Here is a 15,990-nt window from a genome sequence, read left to right as displayed (position 1 = left end):
CAGGGATGAAACTAACCACCCCTACGATGATGCTGATGCTGGCGCTGGCCGTCACTGCTGCGAATGCGCAGGCGGTTGAGTGGCGCGGCTTGCTGGACTTGCGCGCCGTCGATTCTGACGCTGGCCGCAGTTTCCTCGACAGCGGCTTGGCCAAGACGCGCTACGACGAAAACTCGCCGCGGCTAAGCATCGGGCAGGCGGTGCTGCGCGGCGATGCCGATTTGCTCGATAGCGTGAGCGCCAGCGTTGAACTGAGCGCCGACCAGCAGCATCGCGGCGTGGTCGATGTGCGCGAGGCTTTCATCAGTTGGAATCCGGTGCCGGAGGGCGCGTGGAAAACCCGCGTACGCGCCGGCTTCTTCTTCGCGCCGACCAGCGTGGAAATCGATTACGACAGCGTGGGCTGGGTGCCCAAGCACACCATCTCCAGTTCCGCAATTAACAGCTGGATCGGCGAGGAGCTGCGCACCAACGGCGTGGAATGGAGCGCGCGGCGCTTGGGCCGCTACAGCGGCGCGCCTTATGACGTGGGCTTCGTGGTGGCGGCTTACACCGGCAATGACCCGACGGGCACTTTGCTGGCGTGGCGCGGCTGGTCGATCAGCGACCGCATCGCCGGCCGCAACGACACACTGAAGCTGGCCGACTTGCCGGTCTATCGGCCGCCGGACGGCAGGCTGTTGAGGCAATCGCGCGATATCCACCCGTTCCGCGAGTTGGATGGGAAGCTTGGCTACTACGCCGGCGCGAATCTGAACTTTGGCACGCGGCTGGAGCTGGCGGCGCTGCATTACGATAATCTGACCGATCCCACGGTGGTCAAGGACGGCCAGTACGGCTGGCGCACGCGCTTCGACCATGTGAGTGCGGTGTGGCGTCCGCAGGGACAGTGGGAGCTGGCGCTACAGGCCATGCGCGGCGATACGCTGATGGGACGGAACGGCGTGGGACTGGATTTTCAATCGTGGTTTGCGCTACTGAGCCATCCGCTTGGCCCTGGCACAGCGGCCGTGCGCTACGACCGTTTCAGCACCACGGAGCACGATAACATTCCCTCGGATCCAAACAACGAAGTCGGTTACGGCGTGGCGCTAGCCTACGATTGGCCGCTGGCCGAGAGCTGGTCGCTGATGACGGAAGCGCTGCTGGTGCGCAGCGAACGCTCGGCCCGCGTTTTGATTGGCGAGGCTGCGCTGCAAAAGGAACGCAGTCTCACATTGTCGCTGCGCTGGAAGTTCTAAATCGAGATGCGCCAACCGCGCTTGTAAGCGTAGGCCATCGCAATCCAGAAGACGGCAGTGAAGCTGGCGGCGAACGCCATCGAGGCAAACTCCTGTCCAAATATCGGCGCTAGCGGCACGCGGAACAGGCTCTCGTAGATCGGGCCCATTTGCCCACTGGCCGCCAGCAGGCAGGTCGCCAGCCACGAGCCGGCATAGGCGGTAATGGCGTTCACGCCCATCGAGCGTCCCAGCGGCGGCCAGCCGCGTATGTCGATCAACTGGTAGGCCAGCGCAATCGCCAGCATGCCGAAGCCGCCAGTCCATAGCACGAAGGACGAAGTCCACAACTGCTTATTCAGCGGCAGCGCCAGCGACCATGCGCCGCCGATCAGCATCGCCACCGCGCCGCCAAGCGCCACCATGCCGATGCGGCCCTTGCGCAGCCAGTCGCCCGCGCGCATGCCAAGGATGACGGTGCCCAGCGCCGGCAAGGTGCTCAAGATTCCTTCCGGCTCGTGCGCGAGGCCGGTGGCCACATCGTATTGATAGGACAGGGCGCCTAGCAGCGCCGTGTCGATGCGATCGGCCAGATTCACATTCGGCTCAACGCCGCCGCTGCCCGCCAGCAGCGCCCAGTAACCGAGCAGGATCGCTGCCAACGCGGCCCATTGTGCGGGGGCGCTGCGCAGATAAATGGCGATCATGCCCGCCAGCGCGAAACAGATGCCGATGCGCTGCAAGACGCCGAGCAGGCGGAAGCCGTGCCCGCCCATCGCCAGTAGCGATATCACGTTCAGCACCACGCCAAGCAGCACGATACGGGCGCCGCGCAGTAGCACGGCGCGCATCAGCAGCGCATCGGCGTTGGCATTGGTGCCGTGGCCCGCGCCACCTTCAAGCTGCCGCCCAAGCGCCAGTTGCAGCGATACGCCCACGATCAGCATAAACACCGGGAAGATAAGGTCCGCCGGCGTGCAGCCATGCCATTCGGCGTGCTCCAGCCAGGGATAGATATGCGACCAGTCGCCGGCGTCATTCACCAGCAGCATCGCGGCAACGGTCAGGCCGCGAACGGCATCGATAGAATTTATACGCATAGGCAAAACCTTACCATGACATCTCCCCTTGGGGAGGTGTTTTCCCTGTCTGCTGGTAGTAAAGTTTCAACCCATCCCGGCATTTATGCCGATAGGAAACTACTATTAATTTAATTTAATTAATAAATTTAACTAAATTGCTCAGCCGAAATATGATGGCGTTTATCTCGTATCCGATCTAAGGAACCGCAATGGAAATCAATAAGAACGAAATCAGTGTGGCCGGCCGCCTGGGCATCGGCTTTGGCATCGTACTGGCGATGATGCTGGTGCTGTCGGTGCTGAGCGTATTCAAGGTCAACGCCATTGACAACAGCCTGCAGCACATCAGCGAGGTCAATAACGTGAAGCAGCGCTATGCGATCAACTTCCGCGGCAGCGTGCATGACCGCGCGATCGCGCTGCGCGACGTGACGCTGGTGGGCGACGCCGAAATGAGCGGCGTCACGGCGCTGATCGACAAGCTCGATAACGATTACCAGCAGTCGGCGCGGCCTATGGATGCGCTGTTCAGCGCCGCCAACGCCAAGATCACGCCGGAAGAGCGCGATTGGCTGTCGCGCATCAAGCAGAGCGAAGCCCGTGCCACGCCGCTGATCCGCAAGATCATTGAGGCGCGCCGCGCCGGCGACATCGAAGGCGCCCGCAAGATCATGCTGGAGCAGGCCAAGCCGGCCTTTGTCGAATGGCTGGCCAGCATCAACGGTTTCATCGACCAGGAAGAGAAAATGACTGAGGCCGAATCGGCGCTGGCCCGCCACGGCGCGCACAACTTCCAGTCGCTGACGCTGGCCGCCGTCGCCATCGCGATCGCCATCGGCGTGGTGGTGGCATGGCGCGTCACCCAATACCTGCTGCGCGCACTGGGCGCCGAGCCGGCCGAAGTCAAGGCGCTGGCCAATGCGGTGGACCGCGGCGAGCTGTATCACGACATGACGCTGCGCGGCCACGACCAGGACAGCATCATGGCGGTGCTGGTGAAAATGAGCCGCAACCTGCGCGCCACCGTGACCGAAGTTCACGAAGCCTCTGTCGCCGTCAGTAGCATCAGCGACCAGATCTCCGAACAGAACCAGCACCTGTCCGGCCGCACCGAAGACCAGGCCAGCTCACTGGAGGAAACCGCATCGGCCATGGAAGAACTGACCTCCACCGTCAAACAGAATGCCGACAGCGCCCGCGACGCCAACACGCTGGCGCAGAACGCTTCGGACATCGCCAGCAAGGGCGGCGAAATCGTCGGCGAAGTGGTGCTGACCATGAACGCCATCGACGAATCGTCGCGCAAGATCGAAGAGATTATCAGCGTGATCGACGGTATTGCCTTCCAGACCAACATTCTGGCGCTGAACGCGGCCGTGGAAGCCGCCCGCGCCGGTGAACAAGGCCGCGGCTTCGCCGTGGTGGCAACCGAAGTGCGCAACCTGGCGCAGCGCAGCTCGACCGCCGCGCGCGAAGTGAAATCGCTGATCGATGAATCGGTGGCCAAGATCCACGCCGGCACCCAGCTGGTGGAACACGCGGGCAGCACCATGCGCGACATCGTGCAAAGCGTGAAGCAGGTTAGCGACATGGTCGGCGCCATCACGCTGGCCAGCGACGAGCAGCGCCAGGGGATCGAGGAAGTCAACCGCGCCATCGCGCAGATGGACCAGGTGACGCAGCAGAATGCCGCATTGGTCGAACACGCGGCCGGCGAGGTGGAAGTGCTGCAAGAGCAGGCCGCGCACCTGAACCACGCGGTCAGTGTCTTCAAAACCCAGCGCGACGGCTGGCATGCGCAGCCTGCGCGCGGAGCCGCCGCACCGTCCGGTGCGCGCGCCTCGGCCGGCCTGCTGCCAGCCCCGGTGGGAGCGTAACTATGCAGGACATAGTGCTCAATAACTCCGAGACAGAACGCCTGCAAGCGCTGCACCAGCTGGGCATCCTCAACACCAACACCAGCGAATACTTTGACGCCATCACGCGGCTGGCGATGGAGATGTACGGCGTGGCCGGCGCCTACATCTCGCTGCTGGACAGCGACCGCCAGTGGCTCAAGTCCAGCGTCGGCTTTTGCCCGCCGAACGCGCAGCGAGACCAGACCTTCTGCAACTACACCATCCAGCAAGCCAGTGTGCTGATGATCGAAGACACGCTGCTGGACGCGCGCTTTGCCGGCAATCCCATGGTCACCGGCCCGCAAGCGGTGCGCTTCTACGCCGGTGCGCCGCTGATTACGCCGGAAGGCTACGCCATCGGCGCGCTGTGCGTGATCGACACCCAGCCGCGCAGCTTCACCGCCGCAGAAAAAGAGCAGTTGACCCGGCTGGCCGGCATGGTCATGGCCCACATTACGCTGGGCCGCGCGGTCGGCCACGTCGACGCGGTCAGCGGCATGCCCAATAGGTATCAGCTGTTTGAAGACCTGACCGCGCACGGCCGCCAGCATCGCGGCGAATACCGCGTGCTGGCCGATATCGACATGCCCGACGCGGCCAAGGCCTATGAAATCATCCGCGTGCTGGGCGCGCCGGTCTACGATGAACTGGTGCGCGAAGTCGGCGCGCGGCTGCTGCGGCTATTCGAGGGCAGGGCACAGGTCTATCACCTGACCGACGCCCGCTTTGCCATTCTGTCGATGGATGAAGACACCGATGGCTTCATCAGCTATTTGCATAGTCTGGAGCCGGAACTGCAAGCACCGCTCAACAGCCTGAATATCCCGATGGTGCTGCCCAGCTTTGGCGGCATCGTGGTATTCGACCTGTGTCCCAGCTCGGCCAAGGATGCGCCGCGCAAGGCTGCGGCGGCGGTCAACCAGTCGCTCGTGCACCAGCAGCGCTGGAGCTGTTACAGCAATACCGAGGACGAACAGCAGAAACGCGCCTTCCGCCTGTTGAACGATGTGCGCAACGCCATCGCTGGCGGCCACTTCGAGCTGGTCTACCAGCCCAAGCATGAACTGGGCAGCGGCGCCTGCCTGTCGGCCGAAGCGCTGCTGCGCTGGAATCACGCCGAACTGGGTCCGGTGTCGCCGGCGGAATTCATCCCGCTGATCGAAAAGACCGCGCTAATAGGACCGCTTAGCCACTGGGTGATCCACACCGCCATCAAGCAGCTTAGCGAGTGGCATGCGGCCGGTAACTTGATCAAGGTGGCGATCAATCTGTCGGCCTACAATTTTGAAGAGCCGGACATTGTCCAACGCCTGGCCGCCACCTGCCGCGAGTTTGGCGTCGACCCGCGCTATGTCGAAATCGAATGCACGGAAGGGATCTGGATGGAAGGGCCGGGCATCTTGCAAACGCTGCACGGCATCCGCGATTTGGGTATGAGCCTTGCGCTCGACGATTTCGGCACCGGCTACAGCAACTTCGCCTACCTGCAAAAAGTGCCAGCCACGGTGGTCAAGGTGGACCAGTCGCTGATACGCCATGTAGACGCCAATCCGCGCGACCAGCGCATCGTGCGCTCGCTGATCGGCCTGGCCCGCGAGCTTGATTACCAGGTAGTGGCGGAAGGCGTGGAGACGGCGCAGTCACTGGGCCTGATCCGCGATTGGGGCTGTGACATCGCGCAGGGCTACCACTTCGCCAAGCCGCTTAGTGCCAGCGCCTTCCTCGCCCACGCCATCCAGCACCGCGAGAGCCACATCGCAATTGCTGCCTGAGGATAGTAAATTGGCATTATAATCCGGCGCATGAAAACCTCATTGCGCCTGATTCCCCTGATTTTGCTGCTGGCCGGCTGCCAGTCCCACATGCAGCGTGTCGCTGACTGCAAGGTCGGCGACTGGAACGCCATCGGCCACAAAGACGGCCTGCTGGGCGAACCGGCCAACTACGCCGAACGCAAAGACTTCTGCGACGACCATGCCGACAAGCCGGCCGCCAACGATGCAGCGACGCGCTACAGCGCGGGCTGGGCGCAAGGGAATTGGGACTTGTGGTACACCTTGGGCAGCAAGGACGGCCAGCAAGGATCGCTGGCGCAGTACGACCGCCACGCCAACAGCGAAGACGTGCGCAAACACAAAACACCACTCAATCCATCCGCTTACAACGCCGGCTGGACTGCCGGGAATTCCGACTACTGGACAGCGGCCGGGCAGCGCGAAGGCGCCAGCGGCATGCCGCTCACGCAGAAGGAAGCCAATCGCAGCAAGGCTGCGGCTGCGCAACTGCGTTTTGACGAGCAGGCTTATACCAACGGTTGGCGCGCCGGCAACCGCACCTTCTGGTCGGATGCTGGCTACTCCGATGCGCGCAGCGGCACGCCGGACAGCGAATTCCGCAACCGCGCCGCAGCCGCGCGCAGCGCCGGCGTCGATATTCAAGAAGAGTCCTACCGCACCGCGTGGAATGCGGAAATCGTCAATTACTGGCGCAATCTCGGCACCCAAGACGCTACCAGCGGCAAGGAATTCGGCACGCGTGGACGCGAAGCGAAAGCCAAGGGCTTGAAGATCCATGAGCGCGAGTATCGCGAAGCGTGGGAGGCGCGCCTGCTGACTTACTGGCGCGACACCGGCGCAGCAGACGGCTACGGCCATCCCTTCATGCTGGATCAACGCATCGCCAACGCAAGCCGCGACGGTGTGTTCTCGATTCCGGGCACGAAGGACGCTTACACCAACGCATGGCGCCAGGAGAACGCGCGCTACTGTACGCCGGAGAATGCGTTTGAACGTGGCCGGGGCAATGCCGGCATGGCGATTGAAGTCTGCGCGCCAGCAGCACAGAACCAGCTAAAACACGCTTACGTGAGCGGACAGGATTTTGAAATCGCTGCGGCCAAGCATCGCCAGGCGGTGGATGATGCGAATGATTTGGCCAACCGCGTGCGCGATGTGCGCGGTCGTCTGGTTCGGCTGGAGCGCGAGATCCGCGCCAACCAGGAAGCGAAAGACCGTCCCGTCAACGACGAAACGGTCAAACAGGATCGCCGCCGCGAACAAGAGCGGCGCGAGTTAAGCGACTACCTGCAGCGGCTGGAGCGCCAGTTGGATGACGCCCGCCGCTGGGTGGATCGTCATGACCAGCAAATGCAGCGCCTGCGCCGCGAGATTTATTAGAACTCGAAAGTCGCCGACACCGATGCGGTACGCGGCGCACCCAGGATCAGGTAGCCCGAGCCTGGGTAGCCACCGGCCGACGCCCAGTAGCTCTTGTCGGTCACGTTGTCGACGCGCGCGCGGAAGGTGACGTTGCGGTCGAAGATGCGGGTAGCGTAGCTCGCGCCCAGATCCAGGCGCGTCCACGCCGGCAGTTCCTGCTTGTTGGCGCCATCCGCAAATTGCGATGAGGTGTAGACGGTACGCGCGTTCAGATTCAAACCGCTCACGCCCGGCACACTCCATTCGGCGCCGATGTTCAGCTGCGTATCCGGCACACCGATGACGTCCTTGCCTTGATTGATGCCGCCTTGCGTCACACGCTGCGTAGCATCGAGCAGCGTCAAGCCACCCAGTAGGCGCAGGCCTTTCATAGGCACGCCGTACACCGTCAGCTCCATGCCTTGGTTGCGCTGTTCGCCGAAGATGCCGAATACGCCGCTCTCCATATAGCCCGCTGGCTGATTGGTGCGGAACAGGGCAGCGGTAGCGCCCAGCGTGCCTTGTTCATACTTCACACCGATTTCTTTTTGCTTCGACACGTACGGTGCAAACATGGTGCCACGGTTCTCGGCGTTGCTCGGCGCCGTTGCGCCTTGTTGCAGGCCCTCGATATAGTTCGCGTAAAGCGACACGCCTTTCACCGGCTTGTAGACCACGGCGATCACCGGCGTGACCTTGGTTGCGTCGTAATGCGTGAGCGTTACGCCGGTGTTGTAGTCGTAGCTGTCCCCTTTGATGGCCTGGTGGCGCGCGCCCACGGTCAGCAGCACTTTATCATCCAGCATGGACAGCGTGTCGGCGATGGCGTAGCTGGTCAGGATACTCTTGCTGGTCAGGCCTGGATTGCTCAACACACCACCGGTGAAGAAGTTGGCCGGCGGCGCGGTCACGTTGACCGGGTTGTAGATGTTGGTGGCGATGCCGCCAAACGTGCTGAATGCATAGGCGTTCTTCGACTCCAGCCAGTAGCTCGACGCGCTCGCGCTGATGGTGTGGCCTACGTCACCGGTGCGCAGCTTGGTGCGCACGCCGATTTCACCGGTGCGCACGTTGTCGTGGCGGGTGTTGTCGAAGCGGTAGGCGTTGGCGGTGCCGTCCACGCTGGTCACGGTTGGTTCGGACAAGATGTTGTTCTCGTCGCCGCTGCGCGCACCGAAGGCGGCCCATGCCACGGTGTTCTTATTCAGATCCCACTCGCCGCGCAAGGTGCCGAAGGTATCGCGCTCGTTGGAGCGAGTCCAGTCCTGCGCCCAATTGCTGCTGCTATCCGGTGCGGATGGCAGGGCGATTGCGGTGCTGGCAGTGACTGCCGGACGTGGGCTGGTCAGCTTGTGATCCTGGTAGCCGATATCGGCGGACAGGCGGAAGTCGCGGCCCTGGAAGTCAAGGCCGACCGAAGCCACGTTCAGTTCACGGTGTTCTTTATCGACGCCGGTGTCGCCGTCGCGGCGTGCAGCGTTGATGCGGATGCCGGTGTTGCCGTCGGCGCCAAAGCGGCGCGCGATATCAACGGCGGCGTAGCCTTGACCGCCGGTTTCAACGCCGACCGTCACTTGCGTCAGCGGCGTAGCGCCTGCGCGTTTCGGCAGCAGGTTGATCGAGCCGCCGATGCCGCCGCCGCCCGGTGCTGCGCCGTTCAGGAAGGAGTTCGCGCCGCGGAAGACTTCCACGCGCTCCAGTAGTTCCGATGCCACGAATTGGCGCGGCAGCACGCCGTACAAGCCGTTGTAGGCCAGGTCGTCCGAGCTCACAGCGAAGCCGCGAATCACATACAGCTCCTGGAAGTTGCCGAAGCCGCGTGCCACGCGCACGGATGGATCGTTCTGCAGCACGTCGGCCACGCTGCGCGCTTGCTGGTCTTGAATCAGTTCGGAGGTGAAGTTCAGGGTGTTGAAAGGCGAGTCCATGATGTCGACGTTACCCAGAATACCGGCACGGCCGCCGCGTGCCACCTGGCCGCCGGCGAAATTGCGCGACAAGCCTTCAGCCGAGGCGTCGGCGGAAGCGCTGACCACGACCGATTGAACTTTGCCGTCGGCGCCATCGGCTGCGTTAGCGGCAGCGGCCTGGCTTTGCGCTTGTGCTGCGGTGGCAGCGGTCAGCAGCATGGCGGCGAGGGCGAACGGGGACAGCTTCAGATTCTGTTTTTGCATGGCTTATTTGCTAAGTAAATGAGAATGATTCCCAATTATAGCCTTCGCCGCCATTTTTCGCTGCTAAATAAGAGTGATTTGCATTATCATTGTAATCTGAGTACTGTAATCGGATAACAAAATGACACCAATCAACGTTCGCCGCTGGGCATGGGTACACAAGTGGAGCAGCCTGGTCTGCACCGTGTTCATGCTGCTGTTGTGCGTGACCGGCCTGCCGCTGATTTATCACCATGAGATCGACCATTTGCTGGGCAACGCCATCGAAGCGCCAGCCATGCCGGCCACCACGCCGAAGGCCAGCTTGGACGATGTGATCGCAGCCGGCAAGGCGCTGTATCCGAACAAGATGGCCATGTACTTGTCGCAGGAAGCCGATGATCCGAGCATCTGGTTCCTGACCATGGGCGACAATCCGACTGACGAGAAATTCAAATCCATCGCCGTCGATGCGCGCACCGCCAAGGTGCTGGGCGAGCCGAGTTTCGAAGGCAGCTTCCTCGGCGTGATGTTCCACCTGCACGTGGACTTGTACGCGGGCTTATGGGGTAAGCTGTTCCTTGGTTTTATGGGACTGCTGCTGGTGATCGCGATTATCTCCGGCGTGGTGCTGTACGCGCCGTTCATGCGCAAGCTGGAATTTGGCGAAGTGCGCCGTGAACGTGGACCGCGCGTCAAGTGGCTGGACCTGCACAATATGCTGGGCATTGTCACGCTGACTTGGGCCTTGGTGGTTGGCGCCACCGGCATGATTAATACCTGGGCCGACTTGATGCTCAAGTACTGGCAGTACACCGAGATGGCCGACATGGTCGCGCCATACAAAGGCCTGCCGCCGCCGACCCAACTGGGCTCGATGCAGAAATCGCTGGAGCACGCGGTGGCTGCGGAGCCGGGCATGAAGATCGGCTTCGTCGCTTTCCCCGGCACGCCGTTCACCAGTCCTCACCATTACGGCATCTTCATGCGCGGCGACGAGGCGCTGACCTCGCGCTTGTACAAACCGGTGCTGATCGATGCGCAAACGACCGAGATTACCGATCGCCGCGAACTGCCGTGGTATCTGACCGCGCTGCTGATTTCGCAGCCGCTGCACTTCGGTGACTATGGCGGCGCATGGATGCAGTTCCTGTGGGCGGCTTTGGACGTGATTACCATCTTCGTGCTGGGTAGCGGCTTATACCTGTGGCTGAAGCGCGGCGCACCTGCGCCTGCACGTTCGGCTGTCGTTGAAGCGAAAGAGGAAGAAGAGGTGACCGCATGAGCAGCCCATTGATGCGCATGTGGGGCGCGCCGATTGCGCTTGCCATCCTCACCCTCATCGGCCTGATTTCGGCGTTGGTGGGCGACGGTGTTTGGGATCACGTGTCCGCTGTAGCGCTGGGTGTGCCGGTACTGTTATGTCTCTGGTTCGGTTTGCCGCGTCGCACAAAATCCGATTGATTTTTTTGCATTAGTTGTTATTATTTCCGTGCCGTCTACCGAGGAGATCGCATGGAAGTATCGCACCCGCATTACGATAAACTGATTGCCGCAGCGCGGCAGGCTGGCCCGGCGACGGTGGCTGTCGCCCATCCCTGTGACCGCAATGCGCTGGAAAGCGCGCTCGATGCGGCCAATATGGGCATCATCAATCCGATACTGGTTGGGCCGCAAGCGCGCATCCGGCAAGCCGCCGATGCCGCGCATCTGGATATTTCGGCGCTGCCGCTCATCGATACGGAACATAGCCACGCTTCAGCCGCGCGCGCGGTGGAGCTGGTGCGCGAAGGCCATGCCACTGCGCTCATGAAGGGCAGCCTGCATACCGATGAACTGATGGGGGCCGTGGTGGCAACTGCCACCGGCTTGCGTACTGCGCGCCGCCTCAGTCATTGCTTCGTGATGGATGTGCCGGGCCGCGCCGAGCCGCTCATCATCACCGATGCCGCCGTCAATATCACGCCTACTTTGACCGACAAGGTCGACATCATCCAGAACGCGATCGATCTTGCGCAGGTGCTGCGCTTTGATCCGGTGAAGGTGGCGATTCTCGCTGCGGTCGAAACGGTGAACCCGAAAATGCCGTCCACAATTGATGCCGCTGCGCTGTGCAAGATGGCTGATCGCGGCCAGATTACCGGCGCGCTGCTGGACGGGCCGCTGGCGATGGACAATGCCATCGATCCCGAAGCGGCGGCGATCAAGCATCTGGTGTCGCCGGTGGCGGGACAGGCCAATGTGCTGGTCGCGCCGGATCTGGAGGCCGGCAATATGCTGGCCAAGAGCTTGACCTTTATGGCCGGCGCCAGTGCGGCCGGCATCGTGCTCGGCGCGCGTGTACCGGTGATTTTGACCAGCCGTGCAGATACTGTACAGGCACGGTTGGCGTCGTGTGCGGTGGCTGTTCTGGTGGCGCATAGCAAACTGTCGGGTACGCGTATTCTGGGAGGCTGAGGACATGCAGGCCAATGACTCCATCATTGTGATTAACGCTGGTTCGTCGAGCATCAAGTTCTCGATGTACAGCGGGCCAGCGCTGGACTTGACCTTACGTGGCAAGATCGAAAATTTGTACAGCGGCGTAGCGCGCTTTGTCGCACAAGATGCGCAAGGCGCGGTGGTTGGTGAGCGCCAGTGGCGCGACGGCCCGCTCGATCACCAGGGCGGCATGCGCTTCCTGGTCGACTTCGCGCAGACGCATTTGGATGGCCATCGCGTGGTGGCAGTCGGCCATCGGATTGTGCATGGCGGCGTGGCCCATAGCGGGCCGCAGCGCCTGGACGCGGCGCTGGTGGATGAACTGGAGAAGCTGGTGCCTCTGGCGCCGCTGCACCTGCCGCATAATCTGGCGCCGGTGCGATCGGTGCTGGCGATGGCGCCGCATGTGCCGCAGATTGGCTGTTTCGATACGGCTTTCCACGTCGGACAACCGGCCGAGGCGCAGGAGTTTGCGCTGCCCGCGCGCATTACTGATATGGGCGTGCGGCGTTATGGCTTTCATGGGCTGTCGTACGAATATATTGCTAGCGTGCTGCCAAAGGCGGAACCGGCGCTTTCAAAGGCAAAAGTCGTGGCGGCGCATCTCGGCAATGGCGCCAGCATGTGCGCGATGAAGGCTGGGCGCAGCATGGCTAGCACCATGGGCTTTACCGCCGTTGACGGTCTTCCGATGGGTACCCGCTGCGGTGCGCTGGATCCGGGCGTGGTGCTGTACCTTATGCAGGAACTGGGCATGGACGTGGCGGCGGTGCAGAAGCTGATGTACCAGGAGTCTGGTCTGCTTGGCGTGTCCGGCATCTCGTCCGATATGCGCACGCTGGAGCAGAGCGATGATCCTCGCGCCAAGGAGGCAATTGCGCTGATGGTATATCGGATTGGCCGCGAACTTGGCTCGCTGGCTGCTGCGCTGGGTGGATTAGATGCGCTGGTATTCTCCGGCGGCATAGGCGAAAACAGTGCTGCCTTGCGTGCTGCCGTCTGCCGCGATGCGGCGTGGCTGGGTGTGCAACTGGATACTGCCGCCAACGCAGCCGGCGACATGGCGGTTAGCGCGGCGCCGGGCCTTCCGCGTGGCGTGCGGCGCATCAGCGCGGCGGATAGCAAGGTCGCGGTGTGGGTAGTGCCGGCCAACGAGGAGTTGATGATCGCTCAGCATGCATTGGAATTGGTGGAGGCAGCATGAACACGGAAACGGTCTATCCCATTTTGACGGGCAAGCGCGCGCTGGTGGTCGGCGTCGCCAACGAGCATTCCATCGCGTGGGGCTGCGCGCTGGCCTTCCGCAAGCTGGGGGCAGAGGTGGTGCTGACTTACCTGAACGAGAAAGCGCTCCCGCACGTCGCACCGCTGGCCGAACAAATTGACGCGCAATTGCTGCCGCTGGATGTGCTGCAGCCCGGCCAGTTGGAAGCCGTCTTCGCTGCGCTGGCCGACAAGGGCAAGCTCGATATTCTCGTCCACTCCATCGCTTACGCGCCGAAAGCTGACCTGCAAGGCGGCCTGCTGGACTGCTCGCTCGAAGGCTTCCTGCAAGCGATGGACGTATCGTGCCACTCCTTCATCCGCATGGCCAAACTGGCCGTGCCGCTGATGACGGAAGGCGGCAGCATGTTTGCCATGAGCTACCACGGCGCAGATAAAGTCGTCCCGAACTACAACGTCATGGGCCCAGTCAAAGCAGCGTTGGAAGGTGCATGCCGCTACCTGGCTTACGAACTGGGGCCGCGCGACATCCGCGTCCACGCGATCTCACCGGGGCCGCTGCAAACCCGCGCCGCCTCCGGCCTGAAAGACTTCGATCACTTACTGGCCGACGCTATCCAGCGCGCGCCGCTCGGCGAACTGGTTGACATCGTTGATGTGGGCAACACCTGCGCCTATCTCGCGTCGCCATACGCCAAGCGCCTCACGGGCAGCACGGTCTACGTGGACGGCGGCTTAAACATCATCGCTTGAAGGGAATTGAGCATGCAAGTCATCCTGACCGGTTTGCACGAAGACGCCAGCGAGACAAGCGTGGAAGAAGAACTAACGCGCTTTTTCCAAGTCAAGCAGGTCGAAATGATCCGCCAAGGCGAGGCTGATAATCCTTGGGCGGTGATCGAGGTAGCGGATTCTTATGAACACGTCTGGAATGTCTGCAACCAGCTACGCGGCGTGTTCCATCGCGGGAAGGCGATACACCTCTACATCCCGCTGCATCAAGAAGACATCTACCACGACCTCGAACCGCACCAGCGCATCGATATCGCCTAACGGCGGCTGGCAAGGAAGCCGTGGATTTGCGACACCACGGCAGCGCCTTCGCCGACTGCGGCCGCCACGCGCTTGGTCGAATTGGCGCGGACGTCGCCGATAGCAAACACGCCCGGCACGCTGGTCTCAAGGCCGGCGCGCCCGCTGGTGGCGCAAGCCCCCGGCACGTCATAGCCGGTCAGGATAAAGCCCTTGTCATCGACCTCCACGCCGCAATCACCAAGCCAGCCGGTGTTGGGATCGGCGCCGATGAACAGGAACACGCGGCAGATGTCATAGTCGGTTTCGAGCCGGCTGCGGTTATCGCGTACGCGCACTTGCTGCAAGCCTTCCTCGTCGCTGCCTTCCAGCGCGACGATTTCCGATTCGGTGTGTAGCTCGATATTCGGCGTGGCCGCAATGCGTTCGATCAGATAGCTCGACATGGTGGACGCAAGGCTGTCTTTGCGAATCAGCATATGCACCTTGGCCGAATGCGTGGACAAATACACCGCTGCTTGGCCGGCAGAGTTGCCGCCTCCGACCAGTATCACTTCCTCGCTCCCGCATAGACCCGCTTCCAGCGGCGAAGCCCAGTAGTACACCCCTTTACCTTCAAACTGGCGCAGATTGGCGAGCGAAGGGCGGCGATAGCGCGCACCGCAGGACAGCACCACGGTGCGGCCTTGCAGCAGCGTGAGGCTGCCGCACATTTCCACTTGCAGCGGGTAGGTGTCGCACAGCAGGCGGCCAGCCGGAGCGGGAATCGCCATCTTTACGCCGAATTTCTGCGACTGTACAAACGCGCGTCCAGCCAAGGCGCCGCCCGATATGCCGGTCGGGAAGCCGAGATAGTTTTCGATGCGCGCGCTGGCTGCCGCTTGTCCGCCGTAGGCGCGGGTCTCCAGCACCAGTACCGACAAGCCTTCCGATGCCGCGTACACCGCGGTCGCCAATCCGGCCGGGCCGGCGCCAACGACGATCACGTCCCAGATATCATCTGGACTCAGCTCCGGCAAGGTGCCGAGACAACGGCCCAGCGTCACGATACTCGGGTTGCGCTTGACGTCACCGTTAGGACACACCACCAGCGGCCAGTCCTGCGTTTGCGGCTGATAATGCTCGCACAGTGCGCGTGCCTGTTCGTCCTCGCGCGGATCAAGCACGCGATGTGGCAGGCCGTTACTATTTAACCATCCTTGCAAGGCGTGCATGCTCGGATGGCCTGGCGCGGCTACCAGCACCAAGCCGCCATCCTTGTTTTCGATCTGCTCTACGCGGCGGATGATGAAGGCGCGGACAATGCGCTCGCCCAGTTCCGCTTCCGCGATAATCAGCGCGCGCAGCGACTCTATGCTGAGCGTCAGCGCTTCCACCTGGCCGATGGCATGGCCGTTGACCAGCGTTGGCGCGCCGGCCAACTGGCTGATTTCACCGGCAAACTCGCCGGGGCCATGCTCGGTGATGATGGATTCGTTACCCAGGCCATCGTGACGGCTGATGCAGATCGCCCCCTTGAGCACCACATACATGCCGAAGTAGCTTATCCCGGCTTCGAACAGCTGTTCGCCGTCTTGAAAGCACACAAGTTTGCCAAAGCGCTGTATGCGCTTGATCTCCGCCGGCGCCAGTTTAGGCAGCGCCTGATCGGTGCGATTCTTGAAGGTGTCGTAGATGGCCATAAGCCATAGTCTAGCGCGATT

The 15,990-nt window shown here is 62.3% G+C and carries 13 protein-coding genes; 10 read left to right on the top strand and 3 right to left on the bottom strand.

All coding sequences use genetic code 11. The features are described 5' to 3' along the window. The first annotated feature begins 5 nt into the window (after positions 1–5). A complete protein-coding gene (locus GTP45_RS10985) occupies positions 6–1,241 on the top strand; it encodes a hypothetical protein (RefSeq protein WP_161013902.1) in 1,236 nt (411 codons plus the stop codon). Here GTP45_RS10985 and GTP45_RS10980 read toward each other — a convergent pair. After that, positions 1,238–2,320 carry an acyltransferase family protein gene (locus GTP45_RS10980; RefSeq protein WP_161013901.1) on the bottom strand — a complete coding sequence of 361 codons (1,083 nt, stop codon included), beginning with the start codon at positions 2,318–2,320 and terminating at the stop codon, positions 1,238–1,240. The genes GTP45_RS10985 and GTP45_RS10980 overlap by 4 nt on opposite strands. Before the next feature lie 191 nt (positions 2,321–2,511). Here GTP45_RS10980 and GTP45_RS10975 point away from each other — a divergent pair, with 191 nt between their 5' ends. From GTP45_RS10975 to GTP45_RS10965, 3 genes are read left to right on the top strand one after another with little or no spacing between them, the layout of a single operon-like run. Beyond that, positions 2,512–4,179: a methyl-accepting chemotaxis protein gene (locus GTP45_RS10975; RefSeq protein WP_161013900.1), complete on the top strand. Its 1,668-nt coding sequence runs from the start codon at positions 2,512–2,514 to the stop codon at positions 4,177–4,179. A gap of 2 nt (positions 4,180–4,181) precedes the next feature. After that, positions 4,182–5,972: a sensor domain-containing phosphodiesterase gene (locus tag GTP45_RS10970; RefSeq protein WP_161013899.1), complete on the top strand. Its 1,791-nt coding sequence runs from the start codon at positions 4,182–4,184 to the stop codon at positions 5,970–5,972. A gap of 30 nt (positions 5,973–6,002) precedes the next feature. After that, positions 6,003–7,376 (top strand): DUF2799 domain-containing protein, encoded by a 1,374-nt coding sequence (locus GTP45_RS10965; RefSeq protein WP_161013898.1) that lies wholly within the window; start codon positions 6,003–6,005, stop codon positions 7,374–7,376. On the opposite strand, the gene GTP45_RS10960 is transcribed toward GTP45_RS10965, so the two are convergent. Further along, positions 7,373–9,571 carry a TonB-dependent receptor gene (locus tag GTP45_RS10960; RefSeq protein WP_161013897.1) on the bottom strand — a complete coding sequence of 733 codons (2,199 nt, stop codon included), beginning with the start codon at positions 9,569–9,571 and terminating at the stop codon, positions 7,373–7,375. The two genes, GTP45_RS10965 and GTP45_RS10960, sit on opposite strands and share 4 nt — an antisense overlap. Positions 9,572–9,692: 121 nt before the next feature. On the opposite strand from GTP45_RS10960, the gene GTP45_RS10955 reads away from it, so the two are divergent. Genes GTP45_RS10955 through GTP45_RS10930 form a run of 6 tightly spaced genes read left to right on the top strand, consistent with a single transcriptional unit; the run spans position 9,693 to position 14,308 of the window. After that, entirely contained in the window at positions 9,693–10,835 is a 1,143-nt protein-coding gene (locus GTP45_RS10955; protein ID WP_161013896.1) for a PepSY-associated TM helix domain-containing protein, read from the top strand. Continuing rightward, complete coding sequence (locus GTP45_RS10950) at positions 10,832–11,014, top strand: hypothetical protein (RefSeq protein WP_161013895.1); 183 nt, start codon at positions 10,832–10,834, stop codon at positions 11,012–11,014. The genes GTP45_RS10955 and GTP45_RS10950 overlap by 4 nt, the downstream gene beginning before the upstream one ends. A gap of 51 nt (positions 11,015–11,065) precedes the next feature. Next, positions 11,066–12,007 carry a phosphate acetyltransferase gene (locus tag GTP45_RS10945; RefSeq protein ID WP_161013894.1) on the top strand — a complete coding sequence of 314 codons (942 nt, stop codon included), beginning with the start codon at positions 11,066–11,068 and terminating at the stop codon, positions 12,005–12,007. Positions 12,008–12,011: 4 nt separating this feature from the next. Further along, positions 12,012–13,235 carry an acetate/propionate family kinase gene (locus GTP45_RS10940; RefSeq protein ID WP_161013893.1) on the top strand — a complete coding sequence of 408 codons (1,224 nt, stop codon included), beginning with the start codon at positions 12,012–12,014 and terminating at the stop codon, positions 13,233–13,235. Then, positions 13,232–14,008 (top strand): enoyl-ACP reductase FabI, encoded by a 777-nt coding sequence (fabI, locus tag GTP45_RS10935; protein ID WP_161013892.1) that lies wholly within the window; start codon positions 13,232–13,234, stop codon positions 14,006–14,008. The genes GTP45_RS10940 and fabI overlap by 4 nt, the downstream gene beginning before the upstream one ends. Positions 14,009–14,020: 12 nt before the next feature. Next, entirely contained in the window at positions 14,021–14,308 is a 288-nt protein-coding gene (locus tag GTP45_RS10930; protein WP_161013891.1) for an RNA-binding protein, read from the top strand. Here GTP45_RS10930 and GTP45_RS28990 read toward each other — a convergent pair. Continuing rightward, positions 14,305–15,969, bottom strand: coding sequence for an FAD-dependent oxidoreductase (locus GTP45_RS28990; RefSeq protein ID WP_161013890.1), 1,665 nt, complete (start codon positions 15,967–15,969; stop codon positions 14,305–14,307). The two genes, GTP45_RS10930 and GTP45_RS28990, sit on opposite strands and share 4 nt — an antisense overlap. Between the last annotated feature and the right edge of the window lie 21 nt (positions 15,970–15,990).

It is taken from the genome of Duganella rivi (assembly GCF_009857435.1).
GTDB lineage: Bacteria > Pseudomonadota > Gammaproteobacteria > Burkholderiales > Burkholderiaceae_D > Rugamonas > Rugamonas rivi.
This window is presented reverse-complemented; position numbering and strand designations above follow the sequence as displayed.